At 56.8% G+C, this 19,193-nt stretch carries 21 protein-coding genes and 1 pseudogene; 13 read left to right on the top strand and 9 right to left on the bottom strand.

Features of this window, described 5'->3' with window-relative positions; genetic code table 11:
- Nucleotides 1-2: 2 nt before the first annotated feature.
- Nucleotides 3-662, bottom strand: coding sequence for a glutathione S-transferase family protein (locus tag KGB03_RS08530; RefSeq protein WP_192408962.1), 660 nt, complete (start codon nucleotides 660-662; stop codon nucleotides 3-5).
- Nucleotides 663-786: 124 nt separating this feature from the next.
- Here KGB03_RS08530 and KGB03_RS08525 point away from each other — a divergent pair, with 124 nt between their 5' ends.
- The 3 genes from KGB03_RS08525 to KGB03_RS08515 all read left to right on the top strand — a co-directional run bounded on the left by KGB03_RS08525 (nucleotide 787) and on the right by KGB03_RS08515 (nucleotide 4,770).
- On the top strand, nucleotides 787-1,071 hold the full coding sequence (locus KGB03_RS08525; protein ID WP_008150274.1) for a hypothetical protein: 285 nt from the start codon (nucleotides 787-789) through the stop codon (nucleotides 1,069-1,071).
- A 400-nt stretch (nucleotides 1,072-1,471) separates the two neighbouring features.
- Nucleotides 1,472-1,717, top strand: a complete 246-nt coding sequence (locus KGB03_RS08520) for a TIGR02647 family protein (RefSeq protein WP_008150272.1) — start codon at nucleotides 1,472-1,474, stop codon at nucleotides 1,715-1,717.
- A gap of 206 nt (nucleotides 1,718-1,923) precedes the next feature.
- Nucleotides 1,924-4,770: a class I adenylate cyclase gene (locus KGB03_RS08515; protein WP_223526800.1), complete on the top strand. Its 2,847-nt coding sequence runs from the start codon at nucleotides 1,924-1,926 to the stop codon at nucleotides 4,768-4,770.
- Between the two features lie 5 nt (nucleotides 4,771-4,775).
- On the opposite strand, the gene rnk is transcribed toward KGB03_RS08515, so the two are convergent.
- The 3 genes from rnk to cyaY all read right to left on the bottom strand — a co-directional run bounded on the left by rnk (nucleotide 4,776) and on the right by cyaY (nucleotide 6,008).
- Nucleotides 4,776-5,186, bottom strand: coding sequence for a nucleoside diphosphate kinase regulator (gene rnk, locus KGB03_RS08510; protein ID WP_008150268.1), 411 nt, complete (start codon nucleotides 5,184-5,186; stop codon nucleotides 4,776-4,778).
- A 266-nt stretch (nucleotides 5,187-5,452) separates the two neighbouring features.
- Entirely contained in the window at nucleotides 5,453-5,671 is a 219-nt protein-coding gene (locus KGB03_RS08505) for a DUF1289 domain-containing protein (protein ID WP_111448323.1), read from the bottom strand.
- 4 nt (nucleotides 5,672-5,675) lie between these two features.
- Entirely contained in the window at nucleotides 5,676-6,008 is a 333-nt protein-coding gene (gene cyaY, locus KGB03_RS08500; RefSeq protein WP_008150266.1) for an iron donor protein CyaY, read from the bottom strand.
- Nucleotides 6,009-6,334: 326 nt separating this feature from the next.
- Between cyaY and lptM the strand changes: the two genes are divergently transcribed.
- The 6 genes from lptM to KGB03_RS08470 are packed head-to-tail and all read left to right on the top strand — an operon-like array spanning nucleotide 6,335 to nucleotide 10,942.
- On the top strand, nucleotides 6,335-6,508 hold the full coding sequence (gene lptM / locus KGB03_RS08495; protein ID WP_033060682.1) for an LPS translocon maturation chaperone LptM: 174 nt from the start codon (nucleotides 6,335-6,337) through the stop codon (nucleotides 6,506-6,508).
- A gap of 9 nt (nucleotides 6,509-6,517) precedes the next feature.
- Nucleotides 6,518-7,765 carry a diaminopimelate decarboxylase gene (gene lysA / locus KGB03_RS08490; RefSeq protein ID WP_111448322.1) on the top strand — a complete coding sequence of 416 codons (1,248 nt, stop codon included), beginning with the start codon at nucleotides 6,518-6,520 and terminating at the stop codon, nucleotides 7,763-7,765.
- 4 nt (nucleotides 7,766-7,769) lie between these two features.
- On the top strand, nucleotides 7,770-8,600 hold the full coding sequence (gene dapF, locus KGB03_RS08485; RefSeq protein ID WP_046045083.1) for a diaminopimelate epimerase: 831 nt from the start codon (nucleotides 7,770-7,772) through the stop codon (nucleotides 8,598-8,600).
- Between the two features lie 13 nt (nucleotides 8,601-8,613).
- Nucleotides 8,614-9,339 carry a DUF484 family protein gene (locus tag KGB03_RS08480; protein WP_192408955.1) on the top strand — a complete coding sequence of 242 codons (726 nt, stop codon included), beginning with the start codon at nucleotides 8,614-8,616 and terminating at the stop codon, nucleotides 9,337-9,339.
- Between the two features lie 2 nt (nucleotides 9,340-9,341).
- The gene (gene xerC / locus KGB03_RS08475; RefSeq protein WP_223526799.1) at nucleotides 9,342-10,241 is read left to right on the top strand and encodes a tyrosine recombinase XerC; all 900 of its coding nucleotides are present in this window, start codon (nucleotides 9,342-9,344) and stop codon (nucleotides 10,239-10,241) included.
- Entirely contained in the window at nucleotides 10,238-10,942 is a 705-nt protein-coding gene (locus KGB03_RS08470) for an HAD family hydrolase (protein WP_218536621.1), read from the top strand. The genes xerC and KGB03_RS08470 overlap by 4 nt, the downstream gene beginning before the upstream one ends.
- 197 nt (nucleotides 10,943-11,139) lie before the next feature.
- Here the strand turns inward: KGB03_RS08470 and sutA are convergent, their stop codons facing one another.
- From sutA to glnK, 4 genes are all read right to left on the bottom strand, one after another.
- Nucleotides 11,140-11,463, bottom strand: coding sequence for a transcriptional regulator SutA (sutA, locus tag KGB03_RS08465; RefSeq protein WP_008150253.1), 324 nt, complete (start codon nucleotides 11,461-11,463; stop codon nucleotides 11,140-11,142).
- Nucleotides 11,464-11,565: 102 nt separating this feature from the next.
- Entirely contained in the window at nucleotides 11,566-11,991 is a 426-nt protein-coding gene (locus KGB03_RS08460) for a secondary thiamine-phosphate synthase enzyme YjbQ (protein ID WP_111448318.1), read from the bottom strand.
- A 214-nt stretch (nucleotides 11,992-12,205) separates the two neighbouring features.
- Nucleotides 12,206-13,543 carry an ammonium transporter gene (locus KGB03_RS08455; protein WP_218536620.1) on the bottom strand — a complete coding sequence of 446 codons (1,338 nt, stop codon included), beginning with the start codon at nucleotides 13,541-13,543 and terminating at the stop codon, nucleotides 12,206-12,208.
- A 35-nt stretch (nucleotides 13,544-13,578) separates the two neighbouring features.
- Complete coding sequence (gene glnK, locus KGB03_RS08450; protein ID WP_002555808.1) at nucleotides 13,579-13,917, bottom strand: P-II family nitrogen regulator; 339 nt, start codon at nucleotides 13,915-13,917, stop codon at nucleotides 13,579-13,581.
- Between the two features lie 419 nt (nucleotides 13,918-14,336).
- On the opposite strand from glnK, the gene KGB03_RS08445 reads away from it, so the two are divergent.
- Nucleotides 14,337-14,597, top strand: a complete 261-nt coding sequence (locus tag KGB03_RS08445) for an accessory factor UbiK family protein (protein ID WP_008007559.1) — start codon at nucleotides 14,337-14,339, stop codon at nucleotides 14,595-14,597.
- Nucleotides 14,598-15,038: 441 nt separating this feature from the next.
- Complete coding sequence (locus KGB03_RS08440; protein WP_218536619.1) at nucleotides 15,039-15,560, top strand: Bro-N domain-containing protein; 522 nt, start codon at nucleotides 15,039-15,041, stop codon at nucleotides 15,558-15,560.
- 4 nt (nucleotides 15,561-15,564) lie between these two features.
- Here the strand turns inward: KGB03_RS08440 and KGB03_RS08435 are convergent, their stop codons facing one another.
- Nucleotides 15,565-15,828 carry a HigA family addiction module antitoxin gene (locus tag KGB03_RS08435; protein WP_218536618.1) on the bottom strand — a complete coding sequence of 88 codons (264 nt, stop codon included), beginning with the start codon at nucleotides 15,826-15,828 and terminating at the stop codon, nucleotides 15,565-15,567.
- Between the two features lie 549 nt (nucleotides 15,829-16,377).
- Here KGB03_RS08435 and KGB03_RS31090 point away from each other — a divergent pair.
- Together KGB03_RS31090 and KGB03_RS08430 are read left to right on the top strand one after the other, a co-directional pair.
- A pseudogene (locus tag KGB03_RS31090) lies at nucleotides 16,378-16,503 on the top strand (magnesium chelatase); the annotation flags it as partial.
- Nucleotides 16,504-16,532: 29 nt separating this feature from the next.
- A complete protein-coding gene (locus KGB03_RS08430; RefSeq protein ID WP_223526798.1) occupies nucleotides 16,533-19,004 on the top strand; it encodes an AAA family ATPase in 2,472 nt (823 codons plus the stop codon).
- The last annotated feature ends 189 nt before the right edge of the window (nucleotides 19,005-19,193 follow it).

Raw genomic sequence — 19,193 nt, 5'->3', positions numbered from 1 at the left:
ACCTACTTCTTGGACGCGACCATCGCCAAAAACGCTGGCATCGCCGCTTCCTTGTCCTTCGCAATCCGCTGCACATTCGGATTTTGCCCCAGACGCTCCAGCAGCGCCTTGGCTGCCGGCATCTCAGCCAGCAAATCCAGGTCAAACAGCTTCTGCGCCACCGCACAGGCCAGCGGCACGCTGTAGAGGAAATACAAATCCGCAATGCTCAGGCTATCACCTGCCACATAAGGGGCGAACTTGCCGTGCCTGCCCAGTGAGGCAAACCCCAGCAGCAACTCGGCTTTGGTCTTGTCCTTGATCGCATCCGGCACCGTCATGCCGAAAAATGCTTCGGCATAGCAGGCACGCCCCGGCAATTCGATGTACAGCTCGATTTCCTTGGCCAATGCCAGGACCTGCGACCGCTCATAGGGATCGCTCGGCAACAGCGGCGTGCCTTTCTGGCTTTGTTCGAGGTATTCGAGAATCACACTGGTTTCGTTGATGAAGCCCTGCTCGACACCCAGCACCGGCACCTTCCCGCGCGGGCTGATGGCTAATGCCTCGGGGCTCGGCCCCGGGTGAAACAGCACCTCTTCAAACGGCAGTCCCTTCTCGAGCAGCGCCAGCTTGACCATGTTGTAGTAGTTGCTGACGGAAAATCCATAAAGCTTGAGCATCACATAGCCTCCAGGCCGTGCGGGGTTGGCAGGTGCCTTTTATAGAATGCCGCGACGTTTCTTGCCAGCAGCATCACAGCGCTGAATGCAGGTAAACTGGCCGCCTTAACTTGAGGAGCCTGCCATGAGCGAGCCAACAGATATCGAGATCGACGAAGAAGAATTCGCCGAAAACACCTTGGTCGAAGCCATCGAAAACCAGATCGAAAGCGACAACCCGCCCGCCGCCAAAGCGACCTTCAACAAGCTGACATTGGTGGGTTACGAACGTGAAGAAATCCTCAATCTGATGGCCCACGTTCTGGCAGTGGAAATCGACGCGATCCTCGAAGAAGACCGCGCGTTCAATACCGAATGGTACGAAGCCGCGTTGCGTGCATTGCCAGAGTTGCCGCCGGAAAAGAAGTAATTCCGCAGGCCCCCTGTGGCGAGGGGATTTAGCGAAACGTCGCACCGCCCCGTTGGGCGGCGAAGCCGCCCCAAAACCATAGCACTCGGTGTATCAGGTATACCGTGTGTAATGGTTTACGACTGCTTCGCAGCCGAACGGGGCGGTGCGACGTTTCGATAAATCCCCTCGCCACAGACGGCCACTCCCTCGCCACAGAATCGGCTCCAACACAAATTGTCACCAATCGCTCCCGCCTTCCTCCAGCCCCTGACTACACTGAACCCACCCCGCTGCCGCACCACCCACCGGGGAATGCTGCCCAAGGCGAAAAAACCCTGTCGCGAGCACTGGACATGCCGCCCGAGTGGGATCACCTTAGGGACGCTGTCGTCCAATTCCTAGAAAGTCTGGAGTCCTTATGTCGCTTACCCCTGAGTTGGTTGCCGAACTGGAAATCCTCGCACTCTTCAACCTGGACAGTTCCCAGGAAGGTTTGAAAATTCATCAGACCGCTGCCCCGAAAGCCATTGCCGCCGCCCAAAGACTGTTCGACAAAGAATTGATCACCCAGCCAGATGGTGGTTATCTGACCAGCCTCGGTCGTGATGCCGCGCAAAATGTGCAAACCGTTCTGACCATTCTCAACGTCCGGGAAACTGCCTGAGCATTACCGTAGCGCCCACGGAAACCCCTGCTACGGGATTTCCGCGGGCACATTTCGTTACCTGCCCTGTTGCCAGCCGTCGCCCCGCGATAAAAAACTGACGCCGGAAAAACAAAATCAGCTTAAAAGTCCTGGAGCCGAGGCGCTAAACTGCCCCTCATCCGCAGACAATCACGTCTGAGCCCCGCGAGCCGGTTTGAGCTGACATGACCCGCACCCATGAAATCCGCCCCGATCTGGACGAGGGAATCGACCGCAAGGTTCTCAGCCAGCTGCGCGCACGTTTTCTGAAGCTCAATGAAGGCCGTATGGCCCGCGCCATGGAAGGGTTGTCGACCCGCCAGCAAGCGGTGCTGAGCTTGTTGCCGCTGTTTTTTCACGTCAATCACCCGCTGTTGCCAGGGTACGTTTCGGGCAGCACGCCGGCCGGGCTGTCGAATTACGAACCCGACGCCAACACCCTCGCCGAAGCCCAGCGCCTGACCCGCTCGTTTTCCTATAAGCCTCGCCATGGCAGCAATCCGCCGCGACCGATTCACGGCCTGTTCCTGATGGGCAGCCTCGGCACCCTCGCCCAGGCCGACCAAAGCGACATGGACGTGTGGGTCTGCCACGGGCCGGACTTGAGCGAAAGCGAGCTCACTGAACTGCGCAAAAAATGCCAGCTTCTCGAAACCTGGGCTGCCAGCCAGGGCGCCGAGGCGCATTACTTCCTGATCGACCCGACCCGTTTCGTACGCGGCGAACGTGATACCCAACTGAGCTCGGAAGACTGCGGCACCACCCAGCACTATCTGCTGCTTGATGAGTTTTATCGCACCGCGATCTGGCTGGCCGGACGCACGCCCATCTGGTGGCTGGTGCCCGTCTACGAAGAAGCGAGCTACGACCGTTACACCCACACGCTGATGTCCAAGCGCTTCATCCGTGCCGATGAAACCCTCGACCTAGGGCATCTGGCCCATATCCCGCCTGGCGAATTTATCGGTGCCGGGCTCTGGCAGTTGTTCAAGGGCATCGAGTCGCCTTACAAATCGGTCCTCAAACTGCTGCTGATCGAGGTCTACGCCAGCGAACACCCCAAGGTCCATTGCCTGAGCCTGCGCTTCAAGCAAGCGGTGTTTGCCAATCGGCTTGACCTTGACGAGCTGGATCCATACGTCGTGGTTTACCGGCGTATCGAGGAATACCTGACCGCCCGTGGCGAGCCGGAACGCCTGGAGCTGGTACGCCGGGCGTTATACCTGAAGGTCAATCGCAAACTCACCGGCAGCAGCAGTCGCACGCAGAGCTGGCAGCGTTCGTTGCTCAAACGCCTGGCCCACGAATGGCAGTGGGATCATCGTCAACTGGCCCTGCTCGACAGCCGCAGCCAGTGGAAAGTCCGCCAGGTCGGTTCTGAACGCAGGGCCTTGGTCAAGGAGCTCAATTACAGCTATCGCTTCCTGACCCAGTTCGCCCGCACCGAACAAACCGTCAGCCTGATCAACAAGCGCGACCTCAACGTGCTGGGTCGACGGCTGTACGCAGCTTTCGAGCGCAAAGCCGACAAAGTCGAGTTCATCAACCCTGGCATCGCCCCGGATCTGGCCGAAGACACCCTCACGCTGGTGCACGCGCCGAACAAAAAAGAATTGGGTCAAACTCAGTGGGGTTTGTACAACGGCAGCCTGACGGCCCTCGAATGGGAGCATTTCGCACCGATCAAGCGCAGCCGCCACTTGCTGGAACTGCTGACCTGGTGTCACCGCAACGGCGTGATCGACAGCAGCACTCGCCTGGCCTTGCATCCCGGCACCAGCGACCTGAGCGAGTTCGAACTGTTCAACCTGCTCGGCAGCCTGCAACAGAGCATCGTCCTGCCGCTGACGACCGTCGCCGAAGAACCGTTACTGCGCGCCAGCGTGCCGAGCGAAGTGCTGATTCTGGTGAACGTAGGCGTCGATCCACTCAAGCACCACCGCGACCTGAACATCCTGATGACCACCGAGCGCACCGATTCCCTGAGTTACGCCGGCGTCCGGGAAAACCTGGTACTGACCCTGGATCAGGTCACACTCAACAGTTGGAACGAAGTGCTGGTCAGCCGCTTCGACGGCCCTCACGCGCTGCTCGACTGCGTGCGCGATTACCTCAACAACCTGCCCGGCGGGCTACAACAACCCACGTTGCGGGTTCGGTGCTTCTGCCACAACCGCGCGCAGTTCATCGCCCAGCGGGTTGAAGAGATCCTCGACACCGCGCAGAACCTGCTGTTGAGCAAACTCAATCATCGCTACCTGATTCAGGTCCAGCAGCACTACCACGTGCTGGAACTGGTGCCCGGCCAGGTCAATCATGTCGCCCTCGCCACGCTGCCGGCGCTGGTCGATTACCTCGCAGAAGAGCGGGCAAGCTACAGCCCGCTGCACCTGGACCCGATGGCACTGGAAGACCACGACCTGGCGCTGGTCCTGCCGATGGGTCAGCCCGATTGCATTCAGGTGTTCTACCGGATCAACGAATACCACGCCGACCTGTACGTGCTGGATGAATTCAATGCCCTGTGGCAACAGCGCTTGCCCTACCACGACGAGCAAAGCCTGCTGGTGCCGCTGCAACGTTTCCTGCAATCGATCCAGTACCGGCGCGACGCCTTGCTGGCGATGGACGTCGCCCAGCCGTTGAGCCTGGACACCTTGTATTACCAACTGCTGCCCTCCGGCCCTGTACGGGCGCGTCGGGTCGAAGCTCGGCCAGCGCCGCAAACCCCGGTCAACAAACCGTTCTACGACGTGCAGGCGATTGTCGGCAAAGCCGCGCCGGGACAGGCGCAGGTCACGTTGTATTGCAATCAGCGGGAATTTTCAGAGCTGGAGCATGGCGACCGACTGTTCAACGTGGTCGCCCGGGAAATCGTCGAGCAGCGCCGTGAAACCGAACGCTATCGCTGCTACATCACCGACCTGGACCTGTCGGGCCTGCTCGGTGATGGTCAGAGTTCAAGCATTTTGTATTTGCGCTACAAGGCTGACCTGGAGCGCGCATTGAACGAGGCGCTCGAGCAGGTCTGACGAGCTTATTCCGGAAAGTGACCGCCCTCGGCCGGCTGCCATTCAACTTCCAGCAGGGTGAGTTTGAGCGTCTTGCCGCCCGGTGCTGGCCAGTCGATGTGCTGACCCACCTTCAGGCCGAGCAGCGCGCTGCCCACTGGCGCCAGAATGGAAATCTTGCCTTCGTCGGCGTTGGCATCCTTCGGATAAACCAGCGTCAGGTGATAGTCCTTGCCGCTGCCTTCTTCGCGGCAATGCACACGGGAATTCATGGTCACGACATCGGCGGGTACTTCATCGTGACCGACCAGGGTATCGGCGCGATCCAGTTCGGTTTGCAGCGCGATAACGCCCGGCAGCGTGTCATCCAGGCTGTCGATCAGGCGCTCCAGACGTTGCACGTCCAGACGGGTAAGGGTGATTGAAGGTGCGGTCATGATTTGGGCAGACTCCTTTCTTCTGCACAGAAAAAGCAAAACCCCGCCAGAAAAAGGCGGGGTTTTCACGAGCCTCGATGGGTTGAGGCGTTTCTCGACACTATCACAGCTCAATAAATATACAAGTGAGGGGCGACCTTGGTACTGACCGGAGGAAATTGCCTTTGTGGGAGCGGGCTTGCTCGCGAATGCGGTATGTCAGTCAACGTTGATATCGACTGATGCACTGCATTCGCGAGCAAGCCCGCTCCCACAAGGGTTTTGGGTCAGGCGCAGGATTTACGCTGAAGGGCCTGGGCGCAAATGACACGACGCCGATCGTCATCGGCCGAGCGCCATTCGCGGATGTCTTCGACATGGCGAAAACACCCAAGGCAGACCTTCTGTTCATCCAGCCGACACACGCCGCTGCACGGTGAAGCCACCGCCGGGCTGACATTGCTGTAGAGCGGTTTGGGCGCACGAACGGGCGCAGGCTCGGTCACGATCTCACAGACCTTCGAAATCGAGCTCGGCGTCAGCTTGCTGCTTGACGATGCGCTCGAGCATCTCGCCGAGTTGTTCGTCGCTCTTGTCACACATCCAACGCTTGCTTTCTTCGTCGTAATCGAAGTGGAACCCGCCGGACACGGCTGCCAGCCATAGCTGCCGCAGCGGTTCCTGGCGGCTGAAAATCAACTGGCTGCCGTTTTCGAACTTGACGGTGAGCACACCGGCCGAGCTCTCCAGATCGATATCCAGGTCACACTCGTCAAAAATATCCTCCAGCGTCTGCTGGGTGGCATCGACCAGATCGTGGAAACGGGCTTCAGTCAAACTCATTGCGGGAACCTCAAAAAGTGTCTACTCACGCTCAAGCGCCGCAAGATACGGGCGAGCCCCGGTGATTGCAAAGGATAACGACCAAGGGCCGATATAGGTACACCTGTGGGAGCGAGCCTTTGTGGTGAGGGGATTTATCCCCGTTGGGTTGCGCAGCAGCCCCAGCAGTTCAAGGTTAAGCGTGAATGCTTGCGACTGCTGCGCAGCCGAACGGGGATAAATCCCCTCACCACATAGCCCCGCCGGACGGGAGCCCCGTCGCATAGGCAAGCTGCCGGGTGGCCGGTATACTCCGGCGCAATTAACGCATTTTCAAGGATTTCGCCATGAAGCGCCTGATCTCTTCCCTTGCTGCGCTCGTCGCGGTTGCCTGCCTTGTGTCGGCCTGTGGTCAAAAAGGCCCGCTGTACCTGCCTGACGATTCTCAGGACCCTGCCGAGCAGGCCCAGTCATCGCAGAAGTCTCCGTCGAAAGCACACAAGCACGACGTCTACCAATAAGGGAACGCCATGGACGCTTTTAACTACCGTGACGGCGAGCTGTTTGCGGAAGGTGTTGCCCTGTCCGCCATCGCCGAACGCTTTGGCACACCGACCTACGTCTACTCCCGTGCGCACATCGAAGCCCAGTACCTGGCTTACGCCGATGCGCTGGCCGGCATGCCGCACCTGGTCTGCTTTGCGGTCAAGGCCAACTCCAACCTGGGTGTACTGAATGTCCTGGCGCGTCTGGGCGCCGGTTTCGACATCGTCTCCCGTGGTGAGCTGGAACGTGTACTGGCCGCTGGCGGCAGCGCCGACAAGATCGTGTTCTCCGGTGTCGGCAAGACCCGTGACGACATGCGTCGTGCCCTGGAAGTCGGCGTGCATTGCTTCAACGTCGAATCCACCGATGAGCTGGAACGTCTGCAAGTGGTCGCCGCCGAGCTGGGCGTTCGCGCGCCGATCTCGCTGCGCGTGAACCCGGACGTCGACGCCGGCACCCATCCGTACATTTCTACCGGTCTTAAAGAGAACAAGTTCGGCATCGCCATCGCCGACGCCGAAGACGTGTACATCCGCGCCGCACAACTGCCAAACCTGGAAGTGGTCGGTGTCGATTGCCACATCGGCTCGCAACTGACCACCCTGCCGCCATTCATCGACGCCCTCGACCGCCTGCTGGGCCTGGTCGACCGCCTCGGCGATTGCGGCATTTACCTGCGCCACATCGATCTCGGTGGTGGTTTGGGCGTGCGTTATCGCGATGAAGAGCCGCCATTGGCTGCCGACTACATCAAAGCTGTGCGCGAGCGTCTCGACGGTCGTGACCTGGCGCTGGTGTTCGAGCCGGGCCGCTTCATCGTCGCCAACGCCGGCGTGCTGCTGACTCAGGTCGAATACCTCAAGCACACCGAGCACAAAGACTTCGCCATCGTCGACGCGGCCATGAACGACCTGATCCGCCCGGCGCTGTACCAGGCCTGGATGGACGTCACCGCTGTGCGCCCGCGCACCACCGCGGCTCGCGCCTACGACATCGTCGGCCCGATCTGCGAGACCGGCGACTTCCTGGCCAAGGATCGTCAGCTGGCCCTGGAAGAAGGCGACTTGCTGGCCGTGCATTCGGCCGGTGCCTACGGGTTTGTCATGAGTTCCAACTACAACACCCGCGGCCGTGCCGCTGAAGTGTTGGTGGACGGTGATCAGGCATTTGAAGTGCGTCGCCGTGAGACGGTAGCCGAGTTGTTTGCTGGCGAAAGCCTGCTGCCGGAGTAAAACCATGCTGCTGCGTTTTACCAAGATGCACGGCTTGGGCAATGACTTCATGGTCCTCGACCTGGTCAGCCAGCATGCGCACATCCTGCCCAAACACGCCAAGCAATGGGGCGATCGGCATACGGGTATCGGTTTCGACCAGTTGCTGATCGTCGAAGCGCCCAGCAACCCGGACGTGGATTTCCGCTACAGGATCTTCAACGCCGACGGCTCCGAAGTGGAACAGTGCGGCAACGGTGCGCGCTGCTTCGCTCGCTTCGTGCTCGACAAGCGCCTGACCGCGAAGCGGCAGATCCGCGTCGAGACCAAAAGCGGCATCATCGAACTGGATATCCGCAGCGACGGACAAATCGGTGTCAACATGGGCGCACCGCGCCTGGTGCCGGCCGAGATTCCATTTGAAGCGCCGGAGCAGGCCACGAGCTATCAGGTTGACGTCGACGGCACCCTGGTCGACCTGGCCGCCGTGTCCATGGGCAACCCCCATGCCGTGCTGCGGGTCAGCGACATCAACAATGCACCGGTGCATGAACTGGGGCCGAAAATCGAAAACCATCCGCGCTTCCCGGCGCGGGTCAATGTCGGTTTTCTCCAGGTCATCGACCGGAGCCGCGCGCAACTGCGCGTCTGGGAACGCGGGACTGGGGAAACCCAGGCGTGCGGAACCGGCGCTTGCGCTGCTGCAGTGGCCGCGATCAGCCAGGGGTGGATGGATTCGCCACTATTGATCGACCTGCCCGGCGGGCGTTTGTCCATTGAATGGGCAGGCCCTGGCCAACCGGTCATGATGACCGGCCCGGCAGTGCGCGTTTATGAAGGACAAGTGCGTCTTTGAGAGAGTCGAATCCATGAAAGATAAGCCCCAGGTTCCCGCCCTACAGCCCGACGAATCCCCTTCCGAAAGCCTTGAGGCGGCGGCGATTGCCGCGTACCTGGAGGCTCATCCGGATTTCTTCGTCAAGCATGAAGACCTGCTCGCGACCTTGCGCATTCCGCACCAGCGCGGCGACACCATTTCGCTGGTCGAACGCCAGATGACCATCCTGCGCGACCGCAATATCGAGTTGCGCCATCGCCTCTCGCACTTGATGGACGTCGCCCGCGACAACGACCGCCTCTTCGACAAGACCCGCCGCCTGATTCTCGCGCTGATGGACGCCACCAGCCTGGAAGACGTGGTAATCAGCGTCGAAGACAGTCTGCGCCAGGACTTCCAGGTGCCTTTCGTCAGCCTGATTCTGCTGGGTGACAACCCGATGCCGGTAGGCCGCTGGGTGACCCATGCCGACGCGCAAACGGCCATCGGCGGTTTGCTCTCGGAAGACAAAAGCGTCAGCGGCAGCTTGCGTGAACACGAACTGGACTTCCTGTTCGGCGAAGAACAGCGCAAGCAGATCGGCTCCACCGCCGTCGTCGCCATCAGCTACCAGGGCATCCACGGCGTCCTGGCCATCGCCAGCCGTGACCCGCAGCACTACAAGAGTTCGGTGGGCACGCTGTTCCTCAGCTACATCGCCGAAGTCATGGGCCGCGTGCTGCCACGGGTCAACACCTCCCTGCGCTCGGTACGCTGATCGTGGAACGGCAACTGGACGCTTACTGCGAACACCTGCGCAGTGAGCGGCAGGTGTCGCCTCACACGCTGTACGCCTACCGTCGTGACCTCGACAAAGTGCTGGGCTGGTGTGTCAAACAGAACATCAGCAGTTGGGCGGCCCTGGACATTCAGCGCCTGCGCAGCCTGATCGCTCGCCTGCATTCACAAGGCCAATCGTCGCGCAGCCTGGCGCGGCTGCTGTCGGCGGTGCGCGGGCTCTATCATTATCTGAACCGCGAAGGCCTCTGCGACCACGACCCGGCCAACGGCCTGGCGCCACCGAAAGGCGAGCTTCGGCTGCCAAAAACCCTCGACACCGACCGTGCGCTGCAACTGCTTGAGGGCGCGGTGGAAGATGATTTTCTGGCGCGTCGGGATCAGGCGATTCTGGAGCTGTTCTATTCCTCGGGTTTGCGGCTGTCGGAGCTGACCGGGCTCAATCTGGATCAGTTGGACCTGGCCGACGGCATGGTTCAAGTGCTCGGCAAGGGCAGCAAGACCCGACTGCTGCCGGTCGGCAAAAAAGCTCGCGAAGCGCTGGAGTTGTGGCTGCCGCTACGGGCCATGACCAACCCGGCGGACGACGCGGTGTTTGTCAGCCAGCAAGGCCGGCGCCTCGGCCCACGGGCGATCCAAGTGCGGGTTAAAGCCGCTGGCGAGCGCGAGCTGGGGCAGAACCTGCATCCGCACATGCTGCGACACTCGTTCGCCAGCCATTTGCTGGAATCGTCCCAGGACCTGCGGGCGGTTCAGGAATTGCTCGGCCACTCGGACATCAAAACCACCCAGATCTACACCCACCTGGACTTCCAGCACCTGGCGACGGTTTACGACAGCGCCCATCCACGGGCCAAACGCATCAAAGGCGATGAGTCATGAGCATTCAATTGATCACCTTCGACCTCGACGACACCCTGTGGGATACCGCCCCGGTGATCGTCAGCGCCGAAGCCGTACTGCGTGAATGGCTGACCGAGCATGCACCGAATCTGGGCGCCGTGCCGGTGGAGCATTTGTGGGCGATTCGCGAGCGGATCCTGAGCAGTGAGCCGGGCCTCAAGCACCGCATCAGCGCCCTGCGCCGCCAAGTCTTGTTCCATGCGCTGGAAGAGGCCGGTTACGACCAGGGTCAGGCCTCAGACCTGGCCGATCAGAGTTTTGAAGTGTTTCTGCATGCGCGGCATCAGCTGGAAATCTTCCCGGAGGTGCAACCGACCCTCGAGACTCTGGCCAATCACTACGCCCTCGGCGTGGTCACCAATGGCAACGCCGATGTGCGCCGCTTAGGGCTGGCGGACTACTTCAAGTTTGCCTTGTGTGCCGAAGACATCGGCATCGGCAAGCCGGATGCGCGACTGTTTCATGAGGCGTTGCAACGCGGTGGTGCGACGGCCGAAACGGCCGTGCATATCGGCGATCATCCGGGTGATGACATTGCCGGCGCCCAGCAGGCGGGATTGCGGGCGATCTGGTTTAACCCGGCGGGCAAGGTGTGGGAAGCCGAGAAGGCACCGGATGCCGAGATTCGCAGCCTGAGCGAGTTGCCGGCGTTGTTGGCCCTCTGGAACGCCCAACACTGATCCTGAATTCACATATAACCCCTGTGGGAGCGGGCTTGCTCGCGAAGGGGCCGTGTCAGTCGACTCCACTTTGACTGACATACCGCTTTCGCGAGCAAGCCCGCTCCCACATTGACTCGCACCACATCCACGCGTTTTATTCACCCATGAAAAAGCCCGCAGCGACGGCGGGCTTTTTCAGCAAGCAAGCGGCGGCCTTAGATAGGCCGGCTGCCGTACTTGTTATCAGGCTTCTTGGGCGGATCGGCGACCACATTGGCCTCCACTTCCTGCACCTTGCCGCCCTTGGCCAGGAACTCTTCCATGGCCTTGGCCAGGGCATCGCGCTCCTTGTTTTTCGCTTCGACGCTCGGCAGCTCATCGACCGATACCGCAGCCTTGGCTTTGCCTTTGGCGGTCGGAACGGGCGCTTCACCGCCATCGTCGTCAGCAACGTCTTCCGCTGCTGTTTCCAGACCTTCTTCGGTTTCGTCGTCGTCGCCTACTTCGAGGTCGTCGTTTTCCAGATCATCGTCGCTCATGTTCTACCTCATGACTTGCGAAAAGCAGATTAGTTATAGCCCAGCTTCGCCGTCTGTCGAAGGCCGCCGGAAAAAATTCTACAAACGCTGGTAACCAGCGGTTTATGCCTCTTCACCGTGCACGGTGGCGAGGACTTTACGGGCACCGCCAAAATCACGGTGCTCGCCCAGATAAACGCCTTGCCAGGTTCCCAGCGCCAGTCGGCCTGCCGAAATCGGCAAACTGAGCTGACAGCCAAGTACGCTGGCCTTGAAGTGCGCCGGGAGGTCGTCCAGGCCTTCGTCGTTATGCTCATAGCCGTCTGCTCCTTGTGGGATCAGACGATTGAAAAATCGTTCGAAGTCGCGACGTACCGCCGGATCGGCGTTCTCGTTGATGGTCAACGACGCCGAGGTATGCTGCAGCCACAAATGCAACAGACCGACCCGACATGCCTTGAGTTCAGGCAGGCCGGCGAGTAACTCGTCCGTTACCAGATGAAAGCCCCGGGGCCTCGCCCGCAGGGTAATCAGAGTCTGTTGCCACATACAGTTCTCCGCACGTTCGGGGCGCATTCTAGCGCGCTCTGGGAAAAAACAAAGGCCCTAATATTCCTTCTATCATGTAAGCCATTGGCCGCAGAAAAACGCCCGTCGTAAACGCCACTAAACGTGTACGAAAAAACCTTTCAGCAGTTCCTTCACTGACAAACTTCAGACAAAAAAATGCCCGGCAAGCCGGGCAAATTTTTTGTGCGCGTGCTTACAAGTTGTAGCCGCGTTCGTTGTGGAGTGCCAGATCGATGCCGACAGCCTCTTCTTCTTCGGTGATACGCAGCCCCATGACAGCGTCCAGCACCTTGAGAATGATGAAAGTGACGATCGCGGTGTAGATCACCGTGAAGCCCACGCCTTTGCACTGAATCCAGACTTGTGCGGCGATGTCGGTGACGGTGCCGAAGCCACCCAGCGACGGTGCAGCGAAGACACCGGTCAGGATCGCGCCGAGAATACCGCCGATACCGTGTACACCGAAGGCGTCCAGGGAGTCGTCATAGCCGAGTTTGCGTTTCAGGGTGGTGGCGCAGAAGAAGCACACCACGCCGGCTGCCAGACCGATGACCAGAGCCCCCATCGGGCCCACGGTGCCAGCGGCTGGAGTGATTGCAACCAGACCGGCCACAACACCCGAAGCAATACCCAAAGCACTTGGTTTGCCGTGCGTGATCCATTCGGCGAACATCCAGCCCAATGCAGCGGCGGCGGTTGCGATCTGGGTCACCAGCATCGCCATACCGGCAGTGCCGTTGGCCGCAGCAGCGGAACCGGCGTTGAAGCCGAACCAGCCGACCCACAGCATTGCAGCGCCCATCAGGGTGTAACCGAGGTTGTGCGGCGCCATCGGGGTAGTCGGGAAACCTTTGCGCTTGCCCAGTACCAGGCAGGCAATCAGACCGGCCACACCGGCGTTGATGTGCACCACGGTGCCACCGGCGAAGTCCAGCACGCCCCAGTCCCACAACAGGCCGCCGTTACCGGACCAGACCATGTGCGCGATTGGTGCATAAACCAGGGTGAACCAGACGCCCATGAAGATCAGCATGGCGGAGAACTTCATCCGCTCGGCGAAGGCACCGACGATCAGCGCGGGGGTAATGATGGCGAACGTCATCTGGAAGGTGACGAACACCGCTTCAGGGAACAACGCCGCAGGGCCGGTCAGGCTCGCTGGCGTAACACCGGCGAGGAATGCCTTGCCCATGCCACCGAAGAACGAGTTGAAGTTGATGACGCCCTGTTCCATGCCGGTGGTGTCGAACGCGACGCTGTAGCCATAAATGACCCACAGGATGCTGATCAGGCCGGTAATGGCGAAGCACTGCATCATCACGGAAAGAATGTTTTTGGAGCGAACCATGCCGCCGTAGAACAGCGCGAGACCGGGAATGGTCATGAACAGCACGAGGGCTGTCGAGGTCATCATCCAGGCAGTGTCGCCGGAGTTGAGGACTGGGGCCGCCACTTCGTCTGCCGCCATAGCCAAGCCGGGCATTACGAGGGACAACAGGGCTCCTAGCCCTGCGAATTTACGCAGAGTCATATTGTTTTCTCCTGGGGCGTTGGGTTTGTGGCGGCTTAGATTGCGTCGGTATCGGTTTCGCCGGTACGGATGCGAATCGCCTGTTCCAGATTGACCACGAAGATCTTGCCGTCACCGATCTTGCCGGTGTTGGCCGCCTTGGTTATCGCCTCGATAACCCGGTCAAGATCCTTGTCGTCAATGGCGACATCGATCTTCACCTTTGGCAGGAAATCGACCACATATTCCGCGCCGCGATACAGCTCGGTGTGACCCTTCTGCCGACCGAAGCCTTTGACTTCAGTAACGGTAATGCCCTGCACGCCGATCTCGGACAGCGACTCGCGTACGTCGTCCAGTTTGAACGGCTTGATGATGGCAGTGACTAGCTTCATGAAAACTCTCTCCCGAATTGGTGGACTTGCCCCAGGAAAACAAACCCGACTCAAGTCTAAGCGCAGTGCCTGGCTTTGTAACGCATCGTCGGCCTTACCTGCCCGTCCGACGCCTGCTAACCACTCCGCACGAAACACTTCCCCCGTTCCGCTTGGCGCACTGCATTCGTCACAGCGACTGCATCAGTGCATGGGTTACTACTGACTAAGCAGAAAGCTTGCCATCTCCACAAAACTCTCTGTTTTCAAGCCCTTGGCAGCAGATGCCAACCACTTCGCCGCAACTGCTGCCGCGTTACGCACAACAACAGTGCGATGCCGTCCGTCCGCATGCGCGAAAAGCGTGCACAGTCAGCGGTCGGGATTGACTATAGACACTGCGTGATACACTGCCCGCCATTGTTGACAGGACATTTCCCATGCTCGCACCCAAAGACTTCCTCGATGCCCTGAGCGGCACCGCCTCGCGCCTCTTCAGCGGCGACACCCCGCTGCCGAAAAGCGAAATCGAAAGCCAGTTCAAGGCTCTGTTGCAGAGCGGCTTCAGCAAGCTGGACCTGGTGAGCCGGGAAGAGTTTGATAGCCAGATGGTTGTGCTGGCACGGACCCGGGCACGGCTGGAAAGCCTTGAGGCGAAAGTCGCAGAGCTGGAAGCAAAGCTCAATCCACCTACCGAGTAACACCACAATCCCTGTGGGAGCGGGCTTGCCCGCGAATGGAGTCGCCTCGGTCTACCAGCCATCCCACACTGGACAGACCACCCCTGTAGGAGCTGCCGAAGGCTGCGATCTTTTGATCTTCGGCCCCGTCACCATCTCGGCAACGTCCTACAAAGATCACCACCGCCGTCCGATAGCGCCGTGACGCCCAGGTTCCTAAGCTCACCCTCAGCTGAATATTCAGCCCTGGGTTTGGCGACCTGGACAGCATCCGACGCACCGTGACCACGTTCGAACCAGGGAGCTATTCCCATCTCGAATTATGGCGGCTTTGCGTGGGAGACCTTCGGGTCTGCCGGTTTTTTCCGGATGCACCGGTTCGCCAACCCGCGCAAGCTGCCACCCTTTTCGTTTGGCGACGATTAGAGGCAGTTTCCTTCATTCGCATCCGGGAGCTGCACCATGGAAGAAAACTATCTAATCCCTCACGTCTTCATCCGCCACAAACTCCACCTCCACGCCCTTTTGATCGAAAACCAGCCTTGGTTCAGCGCCCGAGACTTAGGCCGTCTGCTTCGTCTTTTCCTCGACGAACGCGCCGTCCGCAAACTCGATCCCGATCAACATCAATCCGCGCGAGTCGTCATCCACGGCACCATCGAAAACACCCTGCTGGTCAGCGAATCCGGCGTCTACGCACTACTGGTCTACCACTACTGCCCCGAATACCGGGCGCTGCGCGAATGGCTGACCCACGACGTAGTCCCCGCCCTCAGAGACGCCCAACAACCCACCTCAACCGAACGCCCGATTCTGAGCCTGCTGAGCTGGCCTGAGATGTCGCTGAGCCTGTTGCATTGGAATAATCAACCGTGGATTCGGTTGCAGGATGTTCCACATATGCTGCCGAGCGGCGAGCAGATGCAGCGTCCGGTCAACCTTCCATGGTGGAAAAAAGCTTCTCGAGCGTTGCATTCGCTTTAAGCGCTCATCCACGCTCGATTTCGGCGCTACGAAGATCGTAGCTCGATTGCAGATTCAGCCAGAATTCGGGCGTGGTATTCAAAAACATGGATAGCTTCTTCGCCAGACCAGCACTGACACCGCTCTGCTGTCTCACAACGTTGCTCACTTCAGCTTCAGGCTCCTTCAGCGAGCGAGCCAACGCCGCGGTTGTAACGCCCATTGGTTTCAGAAACTCCTCGCTGAGAATTTCACCAGGATGAATCGGGCGCATCCCAATCCGGTTCATTCATGTCTCCTACGGCTGCATTCAGCAAGATCATAACCAGCAACCTTCATACGGCAAGCCCACCCACGCTCTTTCACCGACGTCCTTCATCTATCTCGGCACGGTCCTACAAAAAGCTGCTCTCCGGACTGATTTATCACTCCGCACCCGTTGCTTTACCCTTTTCGCTCTGATCTTTTCGATAGACGAGTTATGCATGAGCCCCAAAAAGCGAAAGGCGAAGCTGTTATAACTTGCTGAGTTTCACGCCGAAGCACGTCGCTTGGCTGGGAATTTATCGGCTAATCAACGACGCTTTATTGAAGTCGCCATCGCGCGCGGCAAAGAACTTGAACCAAGTGGTTGGTTGGCTGGTGGAAGAAACTAAATACCGTTTCTTAAAAAAAAACCGTCTGAATGGCGGTTTTTTTGTGCCTCGCAACGACCCGCTCCGTGTCCGCAACATCCAGTGAAAGTTTGCCTGCATAACCACGCCCCAAATCCATCGCCCCCGTCTACCCTTCAAAAACCCGCAGGAAGCGGCCCCCGTAAAAAGCTCAAGGAACGACCATGTCCCTCTCCATCGTCCACAGCCGCGCCCAGATTGGCGTGGATGCGCCCGCCGTTACCGTAGAAGTCCATCTGGCCAACGGTTTGCCGTCATTAACGATGGTTGGTTTGCCCGAAGCGGCGATTTACTAGCGACTTAACAGACAAAACAAAAAATGTTTGTTCTTCAATTAGCCCCCCGTGTGTGCCAGATTGTAGAGGGCAAGCAATCTGCCACCATCGACAAGCACAAGGAGCGGGCTGTGTTCACAAAAATCAATAAAATTAAGAATTTCGCTGTCTTCAAGGAGTTTGACTGGGACGTTTCAGTCAGGGATGAAGGTAGGACCATAGGTAAATTTAAAAAGCTGAACATTATCTATGGCCGAAATTATTCCGGGAAAACAAGTCTTTCAAGAATCGTTCGAAGCCTAGAATTAAAAAAGAAGCATGATAAATATCAAAATGCAGAGTACAGCTTCTCACATGAAGGGCCTGAACTACTAAACCAGCAAAATTTAGATACTTGCCAATACAGCGTCAGAGTGTACAACAAAGACTTTGTTGACGATAATCTTCGATGGCTTTCAAATCCTGACGGGAGTATAAAACCATTCGCTGTGTTAGGTGATGAAAACATTACGCTCGAAAAAGAAATTGAAGAAAAGGAGAGTCTGCTCGGAACAGAAGATACTATTGGTAGTCTGCGTAATCGACTAAAAATAGAGTCAGAAAATTTAGCGGCAGTTCAAGGCCGAGTGAAAACAGCACAAACTGGATTAGATAGCAAACTTCGTGACAAAGCCAACGGGCCTATAAAAACAAATCCGAACTATAGGCAATTCACGTATACGATTACTAACATCAAGGCTGATATTACCGCTCTGGATAAGAAGCCACAGCCAAACCTTACGCCCGAACAACAAGCTGAATTCATTACGTTATTGAATGACCAAGCAAAACCCGAAATAGTTTTTGGTGAAAAATTTACCGATAAAAGAAACACGTTCTTGGCGGAAGCTCGGCTCTTGCTTGAAAAGGAAGTTAAGCCAACACAAAGCATTCAGGACTTAATCAATGATGCTTTATTGCAAAAGTGGGTTCGTGAGGGAATTGAAAGCCATAAAAATGTTCGGTCAACCTGTGCCTTTTGTGGTAGTCCGATACCGGCAGACCTATGGGCAAAATTAGACGCGCACTTTAGTAAAGAGTCCGACAGCTTGCGGACTGACATCCAAGCGCTTTTAGATAGAGTCAATACAGAGCGAGAGCAGTTACCTAAATCGCTGCCGATAAAGCAGTTAGATTTTTATAGCACCTACCATGAAGAATTTTCAGCCCTAAATGAGCAGTTTTTAGAGGGCATTAAGCAATATGACGACAACTTACTATTAATTACTACTGTATTATCGTTGCGCCTTAACGATATTTTCCGCACATTCCCCACACCCTCGTTAATGCCGGAAGATTTAGACATAGGTGCAATTTATAGTTCTGTATCGGAGTTGGTAACAAAACACAACAAGAAAACGGAAACTCTAGACAATGACCAATCAACCGCAAGAACCATATTGCGTCTCGACGAAGTTTCAAAATTTGTAACCGATATATCCTATAAAAAAGAGCTTAACGCGATAGATGACCTTAATGGCGAGGTCACTTCAAAAGCCGAAACCAAAAGCAAGACAAGCACAGAAATACTTCAGCTTGAAAAAGATATTCAGGCATTAAAGAATAAACTCAAAGACGAAAGAAGAGGAGCGGAGCGCGTCAATCACTACCTCGAAAACCACTTTGGTCATACCGGATTAAAACTGTCAGCGTTAGATAATGAAGCGGTAACAGAAATAAACTTTAAAATATTCCGTGGTGATTTACCTGCGGAAAATCTCAGTGAAGGAGAGTGCAGTCTCGTCGCTTTCTGCTACTTTATTGCGAAATTAGAGGACGTTGAAACGCAGGGAAAAGAACTTATCGTATGGATTGATGACCCAATCTCAAGCTTGGACAGCAACCATATCTTCTTCGTCTATAGTCTCATAGAGCACGTACTTGCAAGCCCAATAAAGATACCGAATCAAAAAAACACCTATAAGTATAGTCAGCTTTTCATCTCGACTCATAATTTAGACTTCTTGAAGTACCTTAAAAAACTATCCAAACCGATGGATAATTCCCCCAAGCCCAAAATTGACTGTGAGTATTTTATACTTGAGCGCTCAAATGATGTAAGTCATTTGAAATTGATGCCCAAGTATCTGAAGCAGTACGTTACTGAATTTAACTATTTGTTCAGCCAGGTACATGCCTGTGCTAACTCGACAGCTATAGAAATCGGGCACGAATCATTTTATAACTTCGGGAACAATCTCAGAAAATTCCTTGAAGCTTATCTATTTTACAAGTTTCCGAATAACAAATCTAACGATGAAAAGTTAAAGGCTTTTTTTGGAGGAGACCAAATAGCCACAAGCTTGGCAAATAGAGTCAATAACGAGCTATCGCATTTGGAAGAAATATTCGATAGAAGTATGAGACCTCTTGATGTTCCCGAAATTACCAAACTGGCAAATTTCGTGCTTGACACAATGAAGCAAAAAGACCCTGACCAATATCAGGCGCTTCTTGACAGTACTAATCTTCAGTAACTACATCCCTGACAAAACAGAATTAAAATTCTGCTTTGTCAGGGAGTCTAATTTTAATCGAAATCAAAAGAAGCAAGCAGAATAAAAAACCATCACGACTATCGTCGTTCGGTTGTTTATGCTTGCCCCACTCATTCCCTATTGGTCATTACGGGGGCAAATCTACTCCCACAAGGGTCGTATCTAAAA

It is taken from the genome of Pseudomonas sp. BF-B-26 (genome assembly GCF_019956495.1).
Taxonomy (GTDB): domain Bacteria; phylum Pseudomonadota; class Gammaproteobacteria; order Pseudomonadales; family Pseudomonadaceae; genus Aquipseudomonas.
This window is presented reverse-complemented; position numbering and strand designations above follow the sequence as displayed.

Bases quoted from the DNA above. Each gene is read 5' to 3' on its own strand.
- cyaY (WP_008150266.1), bottom strand. From the start codon at position 6,008: ATGAGTTTGACTGAAGCCCGTTTCCACGATCTGGTCGATGCCACCCAG.
- KGB03_RS08435 (WP_218536618.1), bottom strand. From the start codon at position 15,828: ATGAACCGGATTGGGATGCGCCCGATTCATCCTGGTGAAATTCTCAGC.
- KGB03_RS08440 (WP_218536619.1), top strand. From the start codon at position 15,039: ATGGAAGAAAACTATCTAATCCCTCACGTCTTCATCCGCCACAAACTC.
- KGB03_RS08520 (WP_008150272.1), top strand. From the start codon at position 1,472: ATGTCGCTTACCCCTGAGTTGGTTGCCGAACTGGAAATCCTCGCACTC.
- KGB03_RS08460 (WP_111448318.1), bottom strand. From the start codon at position 11,991: ATGTGGCAACAGACTCTGATTACCCTGCGGGCGAGGCCCCGGGGCTTT.
- KGB03_RS08525 (WP_008150274.1), top strand. From the start codon at position 787: ATGAGCGAGCCAACAGATATCGAGATCGACGAAGAAGAATTCGCCGAA.
- KGB03_RS08530 (WP_192408962.1), bottom strand. From the start codon at position 662: ATGCTCAAGCTTTATGGATTTTCCGTCAGCAACTACTACAACATGGTC.
- KGB03_RS08470 (WP_218536621.1), top strand. From the start codon at position 10,238: ATGAGCATTCAATTGATCACCTTCGACCTCGACGACACCCTGTGGGAT.
- KGB03_RS08445 (WP_008007559.1), top strand. From the start codon at position 14,337: ATGCTCGCACCCAAAGACTTCCTCGATGCCCTGAGCGGCACCGCCTCG.
- KGB03_RS08430 (WP_223526798.1), top strand. From the start codon at position 16,533: ATGTTTGTTCTTCAATTAGCCCCCCGTGTGTGCCAGATTGTAGAGGGC.
- rnk (WP_008150268.1), bottom strand. From the start codon at position 5,186: ATGACCGCACCTTCAATCACCCTTACCCGTCTGGACGTGCAACGTCTG.
- KGB03_RS08480 (WP_192408955.1), top strand. From the start codon at position 8,614: ATGAAAGATAAGCCCCAGGTTCCCGCCCTACAGCCCGACGAATCCCCT.
- glnK (WP_002555808.1), bottom strand. From the start codon at position 13,917: ATGAAGCTAGTCACTGCCATCATCAAGCCGTTCAAACTGGACGACGTA.
- KGB03_RS08455 (WP_218536620.1), bottom strand. From the start codon at position 13,543: ATGACTCTGCGTAAATTCGCAGGGCTAGGAGCCCTGTTGTCCCTCGTA.
- sutA (WP_008150253.1), bottom strand. From the start codon at position 11,463: ATGAGCGACGATGATCTGGAAAACGACGACCTCGAAGTAGGCGACGAC.
- lptM (WP_033060682.1), top strand. From the start codon at position 6,335: ATGAAGCGCCTGATCTCTTCCCTTGCTGCGCTCGTCGCGGTTGCCTGC.
- dapF (WP_046045083.1), top strand. From the start codon at position 7,770: ATGCTGCTGCGTTTTACCAAGATGCACGGCTTGGGCAATGACTTCATG.
- KGB03_RS08515 (WP_223526800.1), top strand. From the start codon at position 1,924: ATGACCCGCACCCATGAAATCCGCCCCGATCTGGACGAGGGAATCGAC.
- lysA (WP_111448322.1), top strand. From the start codon at position 6,518: ATGGACGCTTTTAACTACCGTGACGGCGAGCTGTTTGCGGAAGGTGTT.